This is a genomic window from Sphingomonas sp. TX0543, from assembly GCF_048565505.1.
Lineage (GTDB): Bacteria > Pseudomonadota > Alphaproteobacteria > Sphingomonadales > Sphingomonadaceae > Sphingomonas.
Window position 1 is genome coordinate 185821 of the sequence record NZ_JBLZUS010000005.1, and the last position, 14753, is coordinate 200573.

The window sequence follows — 14753 nt, forward strand, 5'->3', positions numbered from 1 at the left end:
CGGCCATGTTCATCGACATCGGACGCGGCCTGGTCGCCGGCCTTCCGGCCCTCGCCCTGCCGCCCGCCATCCTCGACGCGGTCGAACGCGACGCATGGATCGTCTTCAACCTCTCGGGCGGCAAGGACAGCTCGGCCGCGATGTTCGCGGTCAACCTGATCCTCGATGCGCTCGGCCATCCGCGCGAGCGGCGTATCGCCATTCACGCCGACCTCGGCCGTGCCGAATGGGACGAAACGCCCGCGACGGTCGAGGATCTCGCGGCCCACGCCGGCGTCCCGCTGACGATCGTCCGGCGCAACGCCGGCGACCTGTTCGACCGCTGGGCCACGCGCTTTGCCAACGGCAAGGCGCGCTACGAGGCACTCGAAACCTATAATCTGATCGGTCCCTGGTCATCCTCGGCGCTGCGCTTCTGCACCTCAGAGATGAAGGCCCATGTCATCGGGCCGCACCTCGCCAGACTGCTGCGCGGCCAGACTATCATCAACGTGCTGGGACTGCGCCGCGACGAGAGCATCGCTCGGTCACGCACACCCGAATGGAAAGCAGACGCGCGCTACGCCGCTGCCGGCAATCCGCACGGCACCGCGATGATGCTGTGGAACCCGATCGCGCACTGGACGACACCACAGGTCTTCGCCGCGCACGATACGCTCGGCATCCCGCTGCACGTCGCCTACACCTGTTACCAGTCGTCACGACTGTCGTGCCGCTTTTGCGTCCTTCAATCGCTCGGCGACGCCCAGGCATCGGCTTCGGCACCGGCGAACCGTCCCGCGCTGCTCCACCTGGTCGGCCTCGAGGCGACCTCAACCTTCTCGTTCCAGCCCGCACGCTGGCTCGCCGACGTCGCACCGCGTCACATACCGGGTAATTTGAGGAACCGGATTTCCCTCGCCAAGGCCGATGCCGCCGAGCGGCGACGGCTCGAAGCCGCGATGCCGCCCGACCTGCGCTACGTCAAAGGCTGGCCGCCGCGCATTCCCACCATCGAGGAGGCCGGCATCATCGCCGCGTCCCGCGCACCGATCCTCTCGCGGCACGGTCTCGCCGATCTCTATCCCAATGCCGGCGCGGTGCGAGACCGCTTTTCCGACCTGATCGCGCTGAAGCGTGCCGCCTGATCCAGAGCAAGGAGCTTTCATCATGCCCGATATCACCGATCTCCCCGTCATGACGCGCGCCGACGCGATCGCCGCGGGCTTCGCCGGCTACAACGACGTGCCGCACAAACCAATCGACGTGCCCGACGGCGCGTTCACGATCACGGCGAAGACCAGCGAGGGTCGCCGCGTCACCTTCTGCTTTCTCGAATCCACTTATGGTGGCCCGCCCCGCTTCATCGACATCCAGTTCCACGACCTTATCTGGACAGTCTGCGCCGACCGCAAATTTGTAGTAGGGTCGGTGATGGACGCCCACGGTAGGCAGTAATCAGGCTGGCCGTAGCGCTGACCCAAGAGCTGGCGAAGGCCAGCCTTATTACTGCCGGGCCATCGGGTGCATCGGTGTGAAGGTCAGCTTCCGGGTGGGGGGTCCGGGGGGAGGGTTTCGCGCCGGTGTCGACCATCATTGTTTGCGAGCGCCGCGCGGCCAAGGGTCTCGACGCGCATGTGCCACTGATCCTGTGTGGTGACGCGCTCTATGATCGCGATCTGGATCGCTTCTTTCTCGACCTACCGCTGTCGGGGGTCCGTTCGCGTCATTCGCTTCGCGCCTATGCTTATGATGTCGCGGTCTGGCTTCGCTTTCTCGATGCCTGTGGGAAGACGGTGTGGGAAGCAACCCGCGATGATGTATCCGCCTATCATCGTGAGCGACGACTCGATGAGGCTGATCACCGGATCATGGCGGCAAGTTGGAACCGGGCTGTGGCTAGCCTCGATCGCCTTTACCGCTGGGGCGAGGAACATGGTCTGATCGCCGAGGTGCCGTTCAGCCGGCGCGCCGTGTGGCGACCGGCCCAGGGAGGCCGGCGCGGCATGATCGCGGCGCGCAACGACGCCTATGAACGTGTTGCCAAGCGATCGGACGTGCGGTTCGTCACGATGGAAGACTACCGCGTCTTCCGCGAGATCGGCCTGCGCGGCCTTACCTCTGACGGCACGGAGCGCCCCGGTGCTCGCGATCGTAACGGGCTGCGCAACGCGCTGTTTGCTGATCTTCTCGTCACCACCGGCCTGCGCCTCGAAGAGGCGTCGTGCCTGCTCGCTGCCGAGCTTCCTTCGATCGACCGCGACGGCAACCGGGCCCAGCAGCTCTGGCTGCCTCTCCCGCCGCCGCTCACCAAGGGCGACCGAGGACGCAGCGTTCTGGTTCCGCGCCGGCTGCTGCGTCAGATCGCAGCCTATGTCGCCATCGAGCGTGCCTCGGGATTGGCCAAGTTCGCCGCGCGCGACGGTGTCACCAAGTTCGCCCGACCGATCCCTGTCACCCGCGCCGGTCTCGACCGCATGCGCGATGTCTGCACACCGGAGGAACGATGCCGCCTAATCCTGTGCGACGAGGATGGAACGCCCTGCGAGCCAGCGGCGCTATGGCTGACCGAGGTCGGGCAGCCTGTCCGCCCTAACTCGTGGGAGGTGATTTTCACCCGCGCCTGCAAGCGGTGCGCGGAGAATGGCTTCCCGCTGTCGATCAGTCCGCACCAGCTTCGCCACGCCTTCGCCGTCCATATGCTCGCATTGCTGATCCAGCAGCGGCTGCGCGAAGCGGCATTGCCAGCGGGACCAATGGAGAGCTATCGGCTGATTTTGGGCGATCCGCTGCAACAGGTACAACGCCTGCTCGGCCACGCGAGCCTCACCACCACCTATATCTACCTCGACCATATAGCGACCCGCGCCGATACGGTGGATGCTGCCGTCGAGGAGTTGCTCGCGCTGCTGCCGGGACAGCAGGGCGCATGAGCGGGCGTCCCCGAAAGGGCCGTCCTGTGATCTTCGCGTCGATCACGCCGGAGCCACAGAAGCCCGATCCGGTACTCGGCCTTAAGTTCACCATCGAGGCGCGATATGGCGGCACGGTCCTGGTCGATATGACAAGGTTCAATCCTCGCCCGCTAGCGATCGCCTTTGCCGGCGCACTGCGACGATTGGCCGCGCTCGGCGGCCCCTTGGGAGCCGCCACGACTGTCAGACAGTATGGGTATGGCTATCGGCGGTTTTTCGCCTGGCTGGGTGACCAAGCTCCCGAGGTGGTCGGTCCCGGTGATCTGCGTGCGATCCACATCGATGGCTTCGCGGAAGCGCTCGAACGGAGCGGGATACGCGCGGGAACTTGTCACGGAACGGTCAGCATGATCGTCAACACGCTACGCGTAATCGAAGCCGACGGGCGCGACTGGATCGCGCCCGATCTGCAAAAGCGGCTACGCTATATTCTGGCCACCTCGGTCGGCTGTTCGACCCCGCGCGATGCGTACAGCCCATTCGTAGCGCGAGCACTGCGCGACGCAGCCCGGATTGACGTCGAAGCAATGTTTCGTCGTCTCCGCGTTGAGGATCGCACCGACGACGACAAGCCAGCAATCGTGAGTGCGCGAGCCAACGTTGAAGCGATCATCGCTCGCGATGGCTCTATCCTGACCGACCAGCGCGACATGGTAAACCTATATGCCTTGCACAGACGACACGGTTTGCCATCCGACGGGTTCAGCGCTTACATTCATGGCCGGCATCATTTACTTGGCTCCGATCTACCGTCTTTGCTCGTCATGCTCACGCTCGACACCGGTTTAGAGCCCGAGTGCCTAACGGCGCTGACCGTGGACTGTCTCGCCAATGCACGTGCCGGCACTGTGGAACTGCGCTACCTGAAGCGCCGCGCGGGCGGCGCTGCGCACAAGAGTATGCGCGTCCGCGACGGCGGTAGCGGAACGCCCGGCGGGCTGATCCGCCGCCTGATCGACATCACCTCCGCCGCTCGTAAGCACCTGCCCGGCGATTGTCTCTGGACCTATCATCAAAAGGGAGGCCTTCGGACAGGTATCTCTCTTGGGAACATGCGCGTCACGGCCTGGGCCGCGCGGCACAATATTGTCGATGACGACGGCAAACCGCTCCACCTATTGCTTTCCCGGCTCCGCAAGACCCACAAGGCGCTGTGGTACACCAAAACTGAAGGCCACATGGCTCGCTTCGCTGTCGGACACTCCCGTGAGGTCGCCGCGCGGCACTATGCCGATCTCCCATCGCTCCGGCCCCTGCATGAGGCGACCGTCGCTGATGCGTTCCGCGAAGCGCTGGCTACGGCGATGCCGATCGTCCTTGCGCCTTCAGCCGAACAGGCGCTGCGCGAAGCGCCCGCACAGGCCTTGCCGCTGACGCCGGCGGGTACAGTGGGTTCGTTACTCGACGGCGAGCAGGATGTCTGGCTCGCAGCTTGCGCAGGCTTCTATAGTAGCCCCTTCACCGAAGCCGGATCGCCGTGCGTGCAGCCCTTCTGGGGTTGCCTCGATTGTCCCAACGCCGTCATCACCGCGCGCAAGCTTCCCGCCATTCTCGCCTTCCTCGCGTTCGTCGAAGAGCAGCGACGGGGCCTGCTGGCGAGCGACTGGGCGGTCAAGTTCGGTCATGTCCATGCCCGCATTACCCGCCAGATCCTGCCGGCCTTCTCCGATATCGTAATCACCGATGCACGCCAGCAGATGAAGAACGAGCGGCTCTATTTGCCGCCGGAGGCACAAGGATGACCGCGCCCGCTCATGTCCGCGCGCTGGCATTCGACGATCGCCCAGTGCTGGCGAGCGCGCCGCTGAAGCCGGGCTATACCCGCGAGGAGCTATCGCGCGTCGGCGATCCAAGCTGGGATCTCGGTCCCGCTATCTTTCGTGAGAACACCCAGCGCACCCAGATGATGGTGCATTTCGACTTGCTCGAACATGCCGATATGCAGGCCGCCATGCGCGCCTATCTCTATGCGCGCCTCAACGTCGATCTTCCCGGCTACGCCCCAAAGTTGCCGCCAACGTGTATCCGTCACGCGTTCGACCGCGCACGCCGTTTCTTCGCCTTCGTTCGCCTGAAGCTCAAACGGCTTGATCTTGCACGCATCGATCCGGCGTTAGTCGATGCTTACGCCCGTCATCTTCGTGACGATCTCGCCCTCCTACCCGAAGTAGTCGGCCAACACCTGCAATCAGTCTCCCATCTCTATCACTATCGCGACCACTTGCCCAACGGTGGTCTCGCTTTCGAACCTTGGGCCGGACAGGCACCCGCTCGCGTCGCAGGCCACCGGTACGTCGTTGAGAACCGCACGCCGCGATTTCCCGAGAATGTTATCGCCGCGCTGCTCGCCTGGTCATTGCGCTACGTCAGCATCTTCGCCTACGACATCCTGGCGGCTCGAGAGGCGCTCGATCGTCTCGAGGCGCGCCGCACCCGGCTGCTCGCCATCGAGCGTCGACTGCCGAACTCGGAGCGGCGACGGCGACAACATGCTCGCCTCGAGCGCCATCTCGCCCGCCGAGCGCGGCAAGGCCGTGGCGTGCCGATTTGGGGTATGCAAATCTGGGCCGCAAAGAACAGCAACGTCGGCGCGCAGAAAGCAACGCCGACGATTAACTACCATCTTCTCGAGCTTCACGCCTGTGTCGATGCTGCGGCGGAGCCGGCCATGAGCTTCCGAATCGACAGGCGTTCGCGCGCCATTATCGCGGCTGCCGTCGCCAACCTCGGTGTCGAAACAGGCGGAATGGACACGCCGATCTCAATTGATCCCGACAGTGGTCAGCCCTGGTGCGCGCGCTTCGACGTGAAGACTCTCGCACGTGAAGAGCAGATGCTTCAGGTCGCTGCCTATATAGTGTGCGCCTATCTCACCGGCATGCGCGACTCCGAGGTCCAGGCGATGCGGCTCGGTTGCCTCTCGATTGAGCGCAGCGAGGACGGCCTGCTCGAGCGATTCCGTATTCGATCGACCATCTATAAGCGTCGCGCAACCACAGGTGAGGCGGCAAGCTGGGTAACGATAGAGCCGGTAGCAGACGCCATAGCGGTGCTCGAACGCCTGGCGTCGGCAAGGTCGACACGCTCCGGTGGCAGCGATACGCTTTGGCCAGCATTACGCTCCAGTTCCGGCAGGACGCATCTGTCAGTTGATGTGATACGCCATCTCAACGCGTTTCGCGATCACGTCACCACCGCCTTCGGCAGCGCCGACATGCCGATCGTCCCGGCCGGACCCGATGGCAAGCCATGGCACATCACACCGCGCCAGTTTCGTCGCACCATCGCGTGGCATATCGCTAACCGTCCTTTCGGCACCATCGCCGGCATGATCCAGTATAAACACGCCTCGGTTGCCGCTTTCGATGGCTATTCCGGAACCAGCAGATCCGGGTTTCGCGCCGAAGTCGAGGCAGAGCGCCAGCTTGGGCAGCTTGATGACCTGTTGGATTATTTCGACCGACGGCGAGGCGGCGCATCGCTTGGCGGTCCGGCAGGACCGCGCATCGCGCGGACTCTCGACGAGGCCGCGGACGCACTCGGTCCTTTGCCTGCCATGATCGCCGACCGAGCAAGGTTACGTGTGATGCTCGCCAGCGTCGCGCGTACCCTCCATGTTGGGCAGCTCGCCGATTGCTTCTTCGATCCTGCGACGGCGCTCTGTCTTAAGCGCGTGACGACCCGCGATCCCTCGCAGCCGCTTACCGCGCTATGCGAGCCGACCCGCTGCCCCAATGCCTGCATCACCGCGCGCCATAGGCCGGCATGGGAACGCGCGGCTGTCGATGCCAAGTCGCACTTACGCGAGCGACGCATATCCGATCTCCAGCGTCAGGCCCTCCGGAACGAACTTGACCGTCTGAATGCGGTAATTGCCGGGATCGATCCTCGCGAGCCGTAGGCCCGGCAGCATCGCTAACCTCTTCACCAAAACTACGCCTTCCCGACTCATCCTGTTCCCGGTTTCTCATTTACCGCCATCCCCGCGCCCGTGCCGAAAGAGTACCCTTCAGCCGACCCCGGGGGTTCTGAAAGTCAGCGAGAAAATGACCGAAATAAGAATGGCTGGCCGATCTCGAAATGGTGGTTTACTGGCGAATGTTGACAGATTACTGCACGTTGCCTTCGATGTGGCGCATCGCCGACAACGAAGTTTTTCTACCGGTCTGCAAGCGCCCCGTTGCGGACATTAAGCAAGGCGGCTCAGATCAGTGCCGCATCACATCATTTGAGGCGAGGGAACTTCAGAAATGGGCTCACTCGCTGCATGGTAGCGTCTACCTCAAGCGTCATACAAAGTTCCCGTCTCTCGGCCAGACAGTTTTCGGGGGCAGAAGGTTCGTTAACCGCTATAATCTGCAGTTCTGCATCCCCTCCAGCGCTATGTTTGGAAGACGCTCCGCCAAGGCTTACATATGACTGCTTACCTTTCTGATTAATGATCTGGAAATACTTGAACCCTGCCACCTTGCTGAGTTCTGCTGCCCGATAGAGTGCAATATTAAAAGCGCTGCCTTCCGGAGCCCTTCCGTTGACACCGGCTATTACTTTCCATGAATTTTGACCTATCAATTTGTCTTTATATCCACCAAACATACCCCATCGTTGATACTTCACTTGGCGAATATCTTGCGCTGGCAAGGTGGACGGAACAGTAATTAAACCCATCACTGCAGCCGCTATCAAATATCGCATGATGCCCCCGATTTTTCAGCTATTTGGCCGTCACGATTGGCCAACCCCTCTCGTCAAATATCATCGGTAATTCTGGATTGCGACCCTTATCCAGCGACCCTAAGCTCACGGTCCGCTCACCACCCCTTTCGGCCTTTCCCGGCGCGGCCATGGGCATCGGTCAGCGGAAGGGCGGCTTACCGCAGCGCGGCAAGAAAAGCGGTCTGGCGGCTCGCGCCCCGTTGCGGGCATTCCAAATCACGGTATGTGAATGCAATGATCGAGCGCGTATTCGTTCCTGCCGCCGCCACAATCTTGAGCCTCGGCTTTTTTCTGGCGGGCTTGATCGCGGTCGCTCTCATTTTTTTCAATACCGCGATGCCATGCAGGCCGGAAAGCGTATTCTACACAATCACGCGGATCGGGGCGGTGATAGCTCTGTTCGCAGGCGCGGTTCTGATGGAGAGATTGAAACTCGCGCCCTCCACCCGGAAGTTTATGGTCGGCCTTGCTATACCTCTGCTCGCAGTTGGACTCCACGCCGTTGCGATGAAGCAGGATGCAAATGCCCAAAGGTCATGCCTCGCGCAGAGGAATGGCAACTGACCACCCAACACGGCCGTAATATGGCTCAATTCGAAACGCCAAATCTTGCCATCTGTTGAAGGGCTCAGACGAGTGCCGGTAGGCATGAGCAAATGACACGCCGAGCACGATGAACTCCGCCTTCGGCGGTTGCGCTTGGCACAGTGACAAAGTGCAGTAGCGCTTTGCCACTGTGCCAAGCGCCCAAGTTGGCTTGACTGTCAGGATATATGATCGCGGCACCACGATCCCCAACGCCGATAACGGGGTATCACCCACCTTCAACGCGTTCGCGATCACGCGTGGCGGCAAGTTCGTCGCCGACAGTCGACCGCTCGACGAAGAGATCAAGCCCTCGATCCTCGTGCTGATGCTCGACAAGGCCGGGGAAGAACCCGCGCGATCCGCGACCAACCCGGCGCCGATGTCGGACATTGACCTCGCTGCGCTGCTGACACGCGCGGCCGAAGTCGTGGCTGCGCCCGACAGCCGGATCGCGTCGCATCGCAACACGCTTGCCGGCCAGCTCATCGCCGAGGCCGCGATCAGGCGGGCGCGCCCGTCATGACCACCCCCTCGCGCAGCGACGGGATGCACGTCGCCCATACCGCAACGGGCTGGGTCGTGTTCGACAACAGCTTGTCACACCCCTCTCGCCTCTCGGGCGCCTATCCGTCGCGCGCCGCGGCGACCGCCCGCAAGCGGGCGCTCGCGCGTGCGCTGCGCCACCAGCGTCCCGACGAAGCACCGGACGTCTGAGGAAGGGGAAGGGGGACCGGCTGTTATGAACCGGGAGGATCATCCGACCCGGTGACAACCGGAGCTGACCCCATGCGCAGCATCCTCGCCTTCTACGAAATCGACCGTGCCTGGGGCGGCCCCGAGGAAGGGGGATGGTGTGCGCCGTTGCGGCGCGAGAAAGGAGTGCGTCTGATGACGTGATGTTTGTTGGCAATGACATCTGTCTGCCGAGCTTACCGGTGCCTTCGGGCTGAAACTCCGAAAGGGGAACGGGACCATAGCATGCTCGGAAAAGGCCCAAAGTGGACAGTCGCATGCGAAGCGGCGGGTCAAGGCAAGACGGTTATGGTGAACGCTACACTGCGTGAAGCCCAATCTCTCGCGGCCTAACCCTTGGCGGCGAGGAAAGCGACTGAGACCTCGCACCGACGTGTCGAGCCCCACGTACCATCTCGGGCTCGAGAAGCGGGCATGTCCATACCAGCGGCATGCCCGGCCAACCTTGTCGGCGTGACCTCCCTCGGAGGACTAGAGATGAAAGGCTGCCTAAGACCGTTCATGTATATCCTTTCACGCGTAACTACGGGATCGCCTGTAGCTGGTCGACTTGTCGACCTGTATGGCGACGGAGCCGCAATATTACTCAAACGCCCGGAGTAATGTCCGGGACAGCTTCCGCTTCGGCGGGGGACGGTAGGCCGTATAAGGGCGGGGCGACCCGTCCGAAAGCGCAACCAACCGGGGGAAGTGCGGCAGCTTGATCCAGTCACGCTTCTTGGCGGAGGTATGCTGATGCAACCCGATGCTGCCCTGAAAAGGCTGGAATCACTTGGAACGATTGCCCTGACCGGCAAGCGTATAAACGGTGCTTTTCGATTGCTTCTGTCCGCTCGTTGTGGGGCACGGCGTTGGCACGCATCCAACAGAACCGCGGGGCCGAGACCCCGGGCATCGACGGGGTTGCGGTGACCGATCTCGACGAAAGTCAGATCGACACCGTGATCTCCCAACTTGCAGAGGGCAAATATTGCCCCCAGCCGGTCAGGCGAGTCTACATCCCAAAGGCCAACGGCAAAACGCGACCGCTTGGCATCCCTACGGCGACCGACCGACTGGTTCAGGAAGTCGTGCGGATGATCCTCAATGAAGTCTATGAGCCGATCTTCTCGGATCGGTCGCATGGGTTTCGGCGGGGACGGTCCTGTCACACGGCGCTGGATCACGTCCGCAAGACGTGGCGCGGCGTGAAGTGGCTCGTCGAAATCGACATTGAAGGATACTTCGACAACATCTCCCACGAGAAGTTGTTGAGCCTGCTGGAGCAGCGGATCGATGATCGGCGCTTTATCGCGCTGATCGGGAAGATGCTGAAAGCAGGGTATCTTGAGCAGCTGCGTTTCCATGAAACCTATAGTGGGACGCCGCAAGGGGGCATCGTTTCGCCCCTGCTCGCCAATGTCTATCTGCATGAACTGGACGGCTTCGTCGCCGGCCTGATTGCGGGCTTCGATAAAGGTGCTCAACGGCGTAAGTCCGCCGATTACAGGCATCTACAACGCCGTTCCGAATATGCCCGGAAGCGCGTCAACTCACTGCGTGCTGCCGGGCGGGATGACGAAATCCAGCCATGGTTGGATCGCATCAGGGAAACCACAGCGGCCATGCGCGAAGCTACCCGCGACGGACCCATTCGATCCAGACTTCAAGCGTCTGCGCTATGTCCGGTATGCCGACGATTTCCTCTTCGGGGTTATCGGCAGCCGGGCCGAGGCCGAGAAAATCAAGACCGAGGTCGAGTACTGCCGCGAACCTGATGCTCCGCACCTCGCCGCACAAGAGCGGGATACGCGACGCCAAGAAGGGAGCACGGTTCCTTGGCTATGACGTGCGCACCAGAACGGCATTTAACGGCTCGTCAAACAACGAGTCAAACCCGGTATCGTCGCAACGAACCGGACGGTCACGGATCATATCCAACTGCTCGTTCCTCGCGACAAGGTGCAAGCGTTTAGCCTGCGGCACGACTACGGTCAGTATGATCTAAGTCATGCACGGAGCGTTGATTGCTCGACATGGACGACGCGGAAATCGTCAAGGTCTACAATGCCGAACTTCGCGGCTTCGCTAACTATTATGCGTTGGCGGTGGACGTGAAGCGCGCGCTCAGCAAGCTGGACGGCACCTCTGGCGAGGTAGTCTGTTCAAGACCCTCGGAGACAAGCACCGGATCAGCCTTGTCGCTGCTCTTCGGCGCTTCAGGGTGGCTCCGGGTCGATATGCAGCGCGCTTTGGCGTTGGAAAGGATGAGAGGAGGGTGCCGGTCTGGCGCTTGGCTGAAGTCGAAAGGCAACCCGTCATCTGGGCGTCGATCGACCACGTACCGCGACACCGAGGCGCTGCGGTTCGCCAGGACCAACCTGGCGGACCGCGGCGCTTGCGGACGCCTGCTCAACATGCGGAAGCACGGAGGCACCGTTTTCATCCTCACCAGTGATCCCTCGACGAACGAGCCACGGTCCCGTGCATCGGCGGCTTGCTCCTGAGCGGAACCGGAAGGTGCGGGCACTCTGTGTGTCCTGTCACCAACTCCTTCATGCGGGGAAGCTGCCGGACATGCGTTCCGTGACACGCGAAGCGGAGAGCCGGATGCAATGAAAGTTGCACGTCCGGTTCGGAGGGGGGGAGGTGGGATGTCCTCTCGCAGGCGTCACCCCTCCTACCCTGACGTACGACACCGGCACCTTCGTCCGCGTGATCGCCCTCCATTACCACGACGAGGCCGCGGTCGCGGCGATGCGCCGCGCCAACCGGCTGCTCGAGCGCCTGCAGCGGCATCGCCGGCCGGGTCATTCGGCTGCCTACACCGGCGGACGCTTCCGCGCCTTCAGCTTCTCCGGCCTCCCGCCCACGCGGTTTCCCGCACGTCGCCCGGGAGATTCCTGACCCAGCAGAAAAGGACCAGCCCATGTATCGCGTCCATTATTTCGACACCAGCGAAGCCGCGCATGACGCCTGTCTCGATGACGGTGCCTGCATCGAGGAAGGCGACGTTCTCGCCATCCTGTCGGAGGGCGTCATCGGTCTCGCACCTTGACCGATCCGATCGCCGTCACCCTCGACCCCGCGCACTGCGCATCGTCCGCCCGATGGCGATGGACGTGCTGCTAGCAGAACTCGTCCACGGCGCCTCCCAGATCCGCCGCGCGGTCGCGACCGCCCTCCTGCACCATTTGCCCGTGCAGCCCCATTTCCTCGCCTTCGTCGCGCCGGCGCTGCCCTATCCCTATCCGCAGACCGTCGTCGCGCTCTCGTTCGACGATATCATGCTGACGATCGATGCGATCCACCACCGTATCAAGGCGCTTGAACGCCGGTTGGGGACACTCGAATCGACAGCGCGCACGCCTTCTTCCTGCAACGCTCGATCGATCATCTCGTCGGCCGCCCGGAAGCGCCTCATGCGACATCCGCGACCGCCTCGCTGAACGGCACGGCATCGCCTCGCGACGATGCCGGCACCGGCTGCGCCGGAAGGAGAGAGGGACCGGATGGCATCCTGGACATGGGGTCCGGGCATTTTGCCGTAAGGTCACGATCATGTGCATCGATCCCAACGCCGAGCCCGTCGCCTTCGCGCTCGACACCAAACTCTGCCACCTCCTCCCCACGCTGACCGAGCCGCACCGCGAGGCCATCGCCCAGGATCTCGCGCGCACCGCCATCTTCATGGCGACCGCAATGGCGGCCGACATGGCGCAGGACGCGGTGAACGGCCTCGCCGATCCCGAAGATGCCGACGCTCGGCAAGCCGCCCGCACCCGCGCTGGTCCCACAGGCGCAAACGCCGCGCGATACCGTGCTGCTGACCCCCGCGGTCGCGCCCGTCGTCACGATCAAGGCCAAAACGACCGACGTCACCGTCGCCGGCTTCGACCAGCGTCAAGGCTACACGTTCGGGATCGACAACAAGTCCGACCGGCTGATCGACATCCGCCACGCCGGCAAATGCTGGTGCATCGATCCGAGCGACGAGGCGACCGACGTCGTCAGCCGCGCGATCGGCGCGCTCGCCGCGGCGCACGCCGATATCGGCACCGCGCTCACCGACCAGCTCGCCCACTGAGCACCGACATCGTCCGCCTGCCGCACGATCCACCGTCCGCGTGAAGACGCGGTCGGTGAGGGGCGCTCATCGCGCCCTGCCCGGCCGAAGGGCCGGGGAGGGAGGAGGATTCGAGATCGGTGTCGAGCACATGGGTCCAGCACGACATCACAGGAGACACGTCATGAACATCGGTCAGATCAAGCAGAACGACGCGGGCATTTTCATGGGCCGCATTTCCACCCTCGCCGTCGCGATGACGATCGCGCTCAAGCCGGTCCAGTCGTCCAACCCGCGCGCGCCGCGCTACGAGATCCACGCGCTCACCCCGGGCCGGACGTGGGTGCAGGTCGGTGTTCTTCGAACTCAACAACACCGGCGAGGCGTTCCTGAACGGCCGCATCGACGATCCGTCGCTCGCCGCGCCGCTGCAGGTCTCGGCCTTCCGCCAGGACGACGGCTCGTACAACGTCGTGTGGCAGCGCGCCCAGAAGCGCCGCGATGTCGGTGCCGCGCTCGGCGTCAAGGCGGATGACGATCTGTCGCCGCCGTTCGGCGCCGATGGCGGCCCGGTCGGCAACGGCCCCGATCACGATGTGGGCACCACCGACAACGGCCTGGGCGAAACCACCGCCCCGGTCCAGGAGCCGGTCGGCAAGGGCCGCGGTCGCCGCCAGCGCGTCGCCGAGGACGCCTGATCCACCCCCGGTGCCGTGCACTCCCTCACGGCACCGCATGGCGCACGGGCGCGCCCCCTCCTTCCGCTCCCGCACGCCGAACTCGGGGCAACGCCGGCACGGCGTCGCCCTTTTTTTGCTTCATGGGCTCCAGTCCCAATTCCAAACACCGTATCGGATCGATAATTTAGCTATTCCTTCGCTTTATCGCCGTATAAGCACAGGATATCGCAGTTCGAACCTGGGCCACGCTCAAGGGAAGGGGGTGATGAATGGATAGCCGGGCGAATGGTGATGACACCGCTCGCGGGACCGGCACGTCCACTTCATCACGAGGTCCCGACATGGCCGGCAACCGCGTCTCCGTCTCCATTACGATCGGGAAACTTCCGCCGATCGACTGCCCGAACTGTACAAACTCGCCGATTTCTACGGCCTCTCGACCGAATGGCAGAATCCGCTCGAATTCGTTACATCCGGCGAACCCCTGCGCCTCCATGCTCACGAGGTCCAGAACGGCAATATCGAGGATATCGAGGACTTGCTGCACCAACGACCTTCCGTTCAGGACGTGGTCGGGAGGCTCGCCCGGGTCGTTCTCGCCCGAGGTTCGGGTCTCTGGCCAGGTCATGGTCCGCGCGCGATATTCTCGGCCGACGACAACGAAAGCGTCGTGCTGACGCTTCAGGAATACAATGCTCTAGGTGACCTCGCCGCGATCGGTGAGCACTTCCGGTTGGGTGGCTTCAAACCGCCTGCGCTCTCCATCGTCCCGGGAAAGCCTGAGACCGATAGCTAACAGCGCCATCGGCACATCCTCCTGACCTAGCCCGATCCGCGTCCCGCACGCACCACCGTCCGCGTGAAGAACGCGGTCGGTGAGGCGCTGATCGCGCCCTGCCCGGCCGAAGGGCCGGGGAGGGGAGGAGGATTGAAGATCGGTGTCGAGGACATGGGGTCCAGCACGACATCAGGAGACACGTCATGAACATCGGTCAGATCAAGCAGAACGACGCGGGC

The 14753-nt window shown here is 63.1% G+C and carries 18 protein-coding genes and 1 pseudogene; 15 read left to right on the plus strand and 4 right to left on the minus strand.

The window, feature by feature from the left end:
* Window positions 1-5 precede the first annotated feature (5 nt).
* From ACM61V_RS22430 to ACM61V_RS22450, 5 genes are all read left to right on the plus strand, one after another.
* Window positions 6-1127 (plus strand): phosphoadenosine phosphosulfate reductase family protein, encoded by a 1122-nt coding sequence (locus ACM61V_RS22430; protein WP_419714757.1) that lies wholly within the window; start codon window positions 6-8, stop codon window positions 1125-1127.
* Between the two features lie 22 nt (window positions 1128-1149).
* On the plus strand, window positions 1150-1437 hold the full coding sequence (locus ACM61V_RS22435; protein ID WP_419714758.1) for a hypothetical protein: 288 nt from the start codon (window positions 1150-1152) through the stop codon (window positions 1435-1437).
* A gap of 125 nt (window positions 1438-1562) precedes the next feature.
* On the plus strand, window positions 1563-2912 hold the full coding sequence (locus ACM61V_RS22440) for a tyrosine-type recombinase/integrase (RefSeq protein ID WP_021235312.1): 1350 nt from the start codon (window positions 1563-1565) through the stop codon (window positions 2910-2912).
* Window positions 2909-4696: a hypothetical protein gene (locus ACM61V_RS22445; protein ID WP_031342828.1), complete on the plus strand. Its 1788-nt coding sequence runs from the start codon at window positions 2909-2911 to the stop codon at window positions 4694-4696. The genes ACM61V_RS22440 and ACM61V_RS22445 overlap by 4 nt, the downstream gene beginning before the upstream one ends.
* On the plus strand, window positions 4693-6855 hold the full coding sequence (locus ACM61V_RS22450) for a hypothetical protein (RefSeq protein ID WP_021235314.1): 2163 nt from the start codon (window positions 4693-4695) through the stop codon (window positions 6853-6855). The genes ACM61V_RS22445 and ACM61V_RS22450 overlap by 4 nt, the downstream gene beginning before the upstream one ends.
* A 323-nt stretch (window positions 6856-7178) precedes the next feature.
* On the opposite strand, the gene ACM61V_RS22455 is transcribed toward ACM61V_RS22450, so the two are convergent.
* Complete coding sequence (locus ACM61V_RS22455) at window positions 7179-7649, minus strand: hypothetical protein (protein ID WP_126849361.1); 471 nt, start codon at window positions 7647-7649, stop codon at window positions 7179-7181.
* Between the two features lie 255 nt (window positions 7650-7904).
* On the opposite strand from ACM61V_RS22455, the gene ACM61V_RS22460 reads away from it, so the two are divergent.
* The 8 genes from ACM61V_RS22460 to ACM61V_RS22495 all read left to right on the plus strand — a co-directional run bounded on the left by ACM61V_RS22460 (window position 7905) and on the right by ACM61V_RS22495 (window position 12439).
* Window positions 7905-8234 (plus strand): hypothetical protein, encoded by a 330-nt coding sequence (locus ACM61V_RS22460; RefSeq protein WP_021235316.1) that lies wholly within the window; start codon window positions 7905-7907, stop codon window positions 8232-8234.
* Window positions 8235-8427: 193 nt separating this feature from the next.
* Window positions 8428-8781: a hypothetical protein gene (locus tag ACM61V_RS22465; RefSeq protein ID WP_419714588.1), complete on the plus strand. Its 354-nt coding sequence runs from the start codon at window positions 8428-8430 to the stop codon at window positions 8779-8781.
* On the plus strand, window positions 8778-8972 hold the full coding sequence (locus ACM61V_RS22470) for a hypothetical protein (protein ID WP_010409103.1): 195 nt from the start codon (window positions 8778-8780) through the stop codon (window positions 8970-8972). The genes ACM61V_RS22465 and ACM61V_RS22470 overlap by 4 nt, the downstream gene beginning before the upstream one ends.
* An 890-nt stretch (window positions 8973-9862) precedes the next feature.
* Window positions 9863-10768, plus strand: coding sequence for a reverse transcriptase domain-containing protein (locus ACM61V_RS22475; protein ID WP_419714759.1), 906 nt, complete (start codon window positions 9863-9865; stop codon window positions 10766-10768).
* A gap of 249 nt (window positions 10769-11017) precedes the next feature.
* Window positions 11018-11497, plus strand: coding sequence for a hypothetical protein (locus ACM61V_RS22480; protein WP_419714760.1), 480 nt, complete (start codon window positions 11018-11020; stop codon window positions 11495-11497).
* A 142-nt stretch (window positions 11498-11639) separates the two neighbouring features.
* On the plus strand, window positions 11640-11897 hold the full coding sequence (locus ACM61V_RS22485; protein ID WP_419714761.1) for a hypothetical protein: 258 nt from the start codon (window positions 11640-11642) through the stop codon (window positions 11895-11897).
* A 22-nt stretch (window positions 11898-11919) separates the two neighbouring features.
* Window positions 11920-12048: a hypothetical protein gene (locus ACM61V_RS22490; RefSeq protein WP_419714762.1), complete on the plus strand. Its 129-nt coding sequence runs from the start codon at window positions 11920-11922 to the stop codon at window positions 12046-12048.
* Between the two features lie 64 nt (window positions 12049-12112).
* Window positions 12113-12439 (plus strand): hypothetical protein, encoded by a 327-nt coding sequence (locus tag ACM61V_RS22495; RefSeq protein ID WP_419714763.1) that lies wholly within the window; start codon window positions 12113-12115, stop codon window positions 12437-12439.
* On the opposite strand, the gene ACM61V_RS22500 is transcribed toward ACM61V_RS22495, so the two are convergent.
* The gene (locus ACM61V_RS22500) at window positions 12411-12761 is read right to left on the minus strand and encodes a hypothetical protein (RefSeq protein WP_419714764.1); all 351 of its coding nucleotides are present in this window, start codon (window positions 12759-12761) and stop codon (window positions 12411-12413) included. The genes ACM61V_RS22495 and ACM61V_RS22500 overlap by 29 nt on opposite strands.
* On the opposite strand from ACM61V_RS22500, the gene ACM61V_RS22505 reads away from it, so the two are divergent.
* Both ACM61V_RS22505 and ACM61V_RS22510 read left to right on the plus strand, forming a co-directional pair.
* On the plus strand, window positions 12745-13077 hold the full coding sequence (locus ACM61V_RS22505) for a hypothetical protein (protein WP_419714765.1): 333 nt from the start codon (window positions 12745-12747) through the stop codon (window positions 13075-13077). The two genes, ACM61V_RS22500 and ACM61V_RS22505, sit on opposite strands and share 17 nt — an antisense overlap.
* Window positions 13078-13282: 205 nt before the next feature.
* Window positions 13283-13754 (plus strand): annotated as a pseudogene (locus ACM61V_RS22510) (DUF736 domain-containing protein).
* 166 nt (window positions 13755-13920) lie between these two features.
* Here ACM61V_RS22510 and ACM61V_RS22515 read toward each other — a convergent pair.
* Window positions 13921-14364, minus strand: coding sequence for a hypothetical protein (locus ACM61V_RS22515; RefSeq protein WP_419714766.1), 444 nt, complete (start codon window positions 14362-14364; stop codon window positions 13921-13923).
* Between the two features lie 194 nt (window positions 14365-14558).
* On the minus strand, window positions 14559-14753 hold a 195-nt coding region (locus ACM61V_RS22520), incomplete at its 5' end, for a hypothetical protein (protein WP_419714767.1).

Excerpts from the sequence above, each read along its gene's own strand:
- ACM61V_RS22430 (WP_419714757.1), top strand. The coding sequence starts at position 6 with ATGTTCATCGACATCGGACGCGGCCTGGTCGCCGGCCTTCCGGCCCTC.
- ACM61V_RS22435 (WP_419714758.1), top strand. The coding sequence starts at position 1,150 with ATGCCCGATATCACCGATCTCCCCGTCATGACGCGCGCCGACGCGATC.
- ACM61V_RS22445 (WP_031342828.1), top strand. The coding sequence starts at position 2,909 with ATGAGCGGGCGTCCCCGAAAGGGCCGTCCTGTGATCTTCGCGTCGATC.
- ACM61V_RS22450 (WP_021235314.1), top strand. The coding sequence starts at position 4,693 with ATGACCGCGCCCGCTCATGTCCGCGCGCTGGCATTCGACGATCGCCCA.
- ACM61V_RS22455 (WP_126849361.1), bottom strand. The coding sequence starts at position 7,649 with ATGCGATATTTGATAGCGGCTGCAGTGATGGGTTTAATTACTGTTCCG.
- ACM61V_RS22460 (WP_021235316.1), top strand. The coding sequence starts at position 7,905 with ATGATCGAGCGCGTATTCGTTCCTGCCGCCGCCACAATCTTGAGCCTC.
- ACM61V_RS22470 (WP_010409103.1), top strand. The coding sequence starts at position 8,778 with ATGACCACCCCCTCGCGCAGCGACGGGATGCACGTCGCCCATACCGCA.
- ACM61V_RS22490 (WP_419714762.1), top strand. The coding sequence starts at position 11,920 with ATGTATCGCGTCCATTATTTCGACACCAGCGAAGCCGCGCATGACGCC.
- ACM61V_RS22505 (WP_419714765.1), top strand. The coding sequence starts at position 12,745 with ATGCCGACGCTCGGCAAGCCGCCCGCACCCGCGCTGGTCCCACAGGCG.
- ACM61V_RS22515 (WP_419714766.1), bottom strand. The coding sequence starts at position 14,364 with ATGACCTGGCCAGAGACCCGAACCTCGGGCGAGAACGACCCGGGCGAG.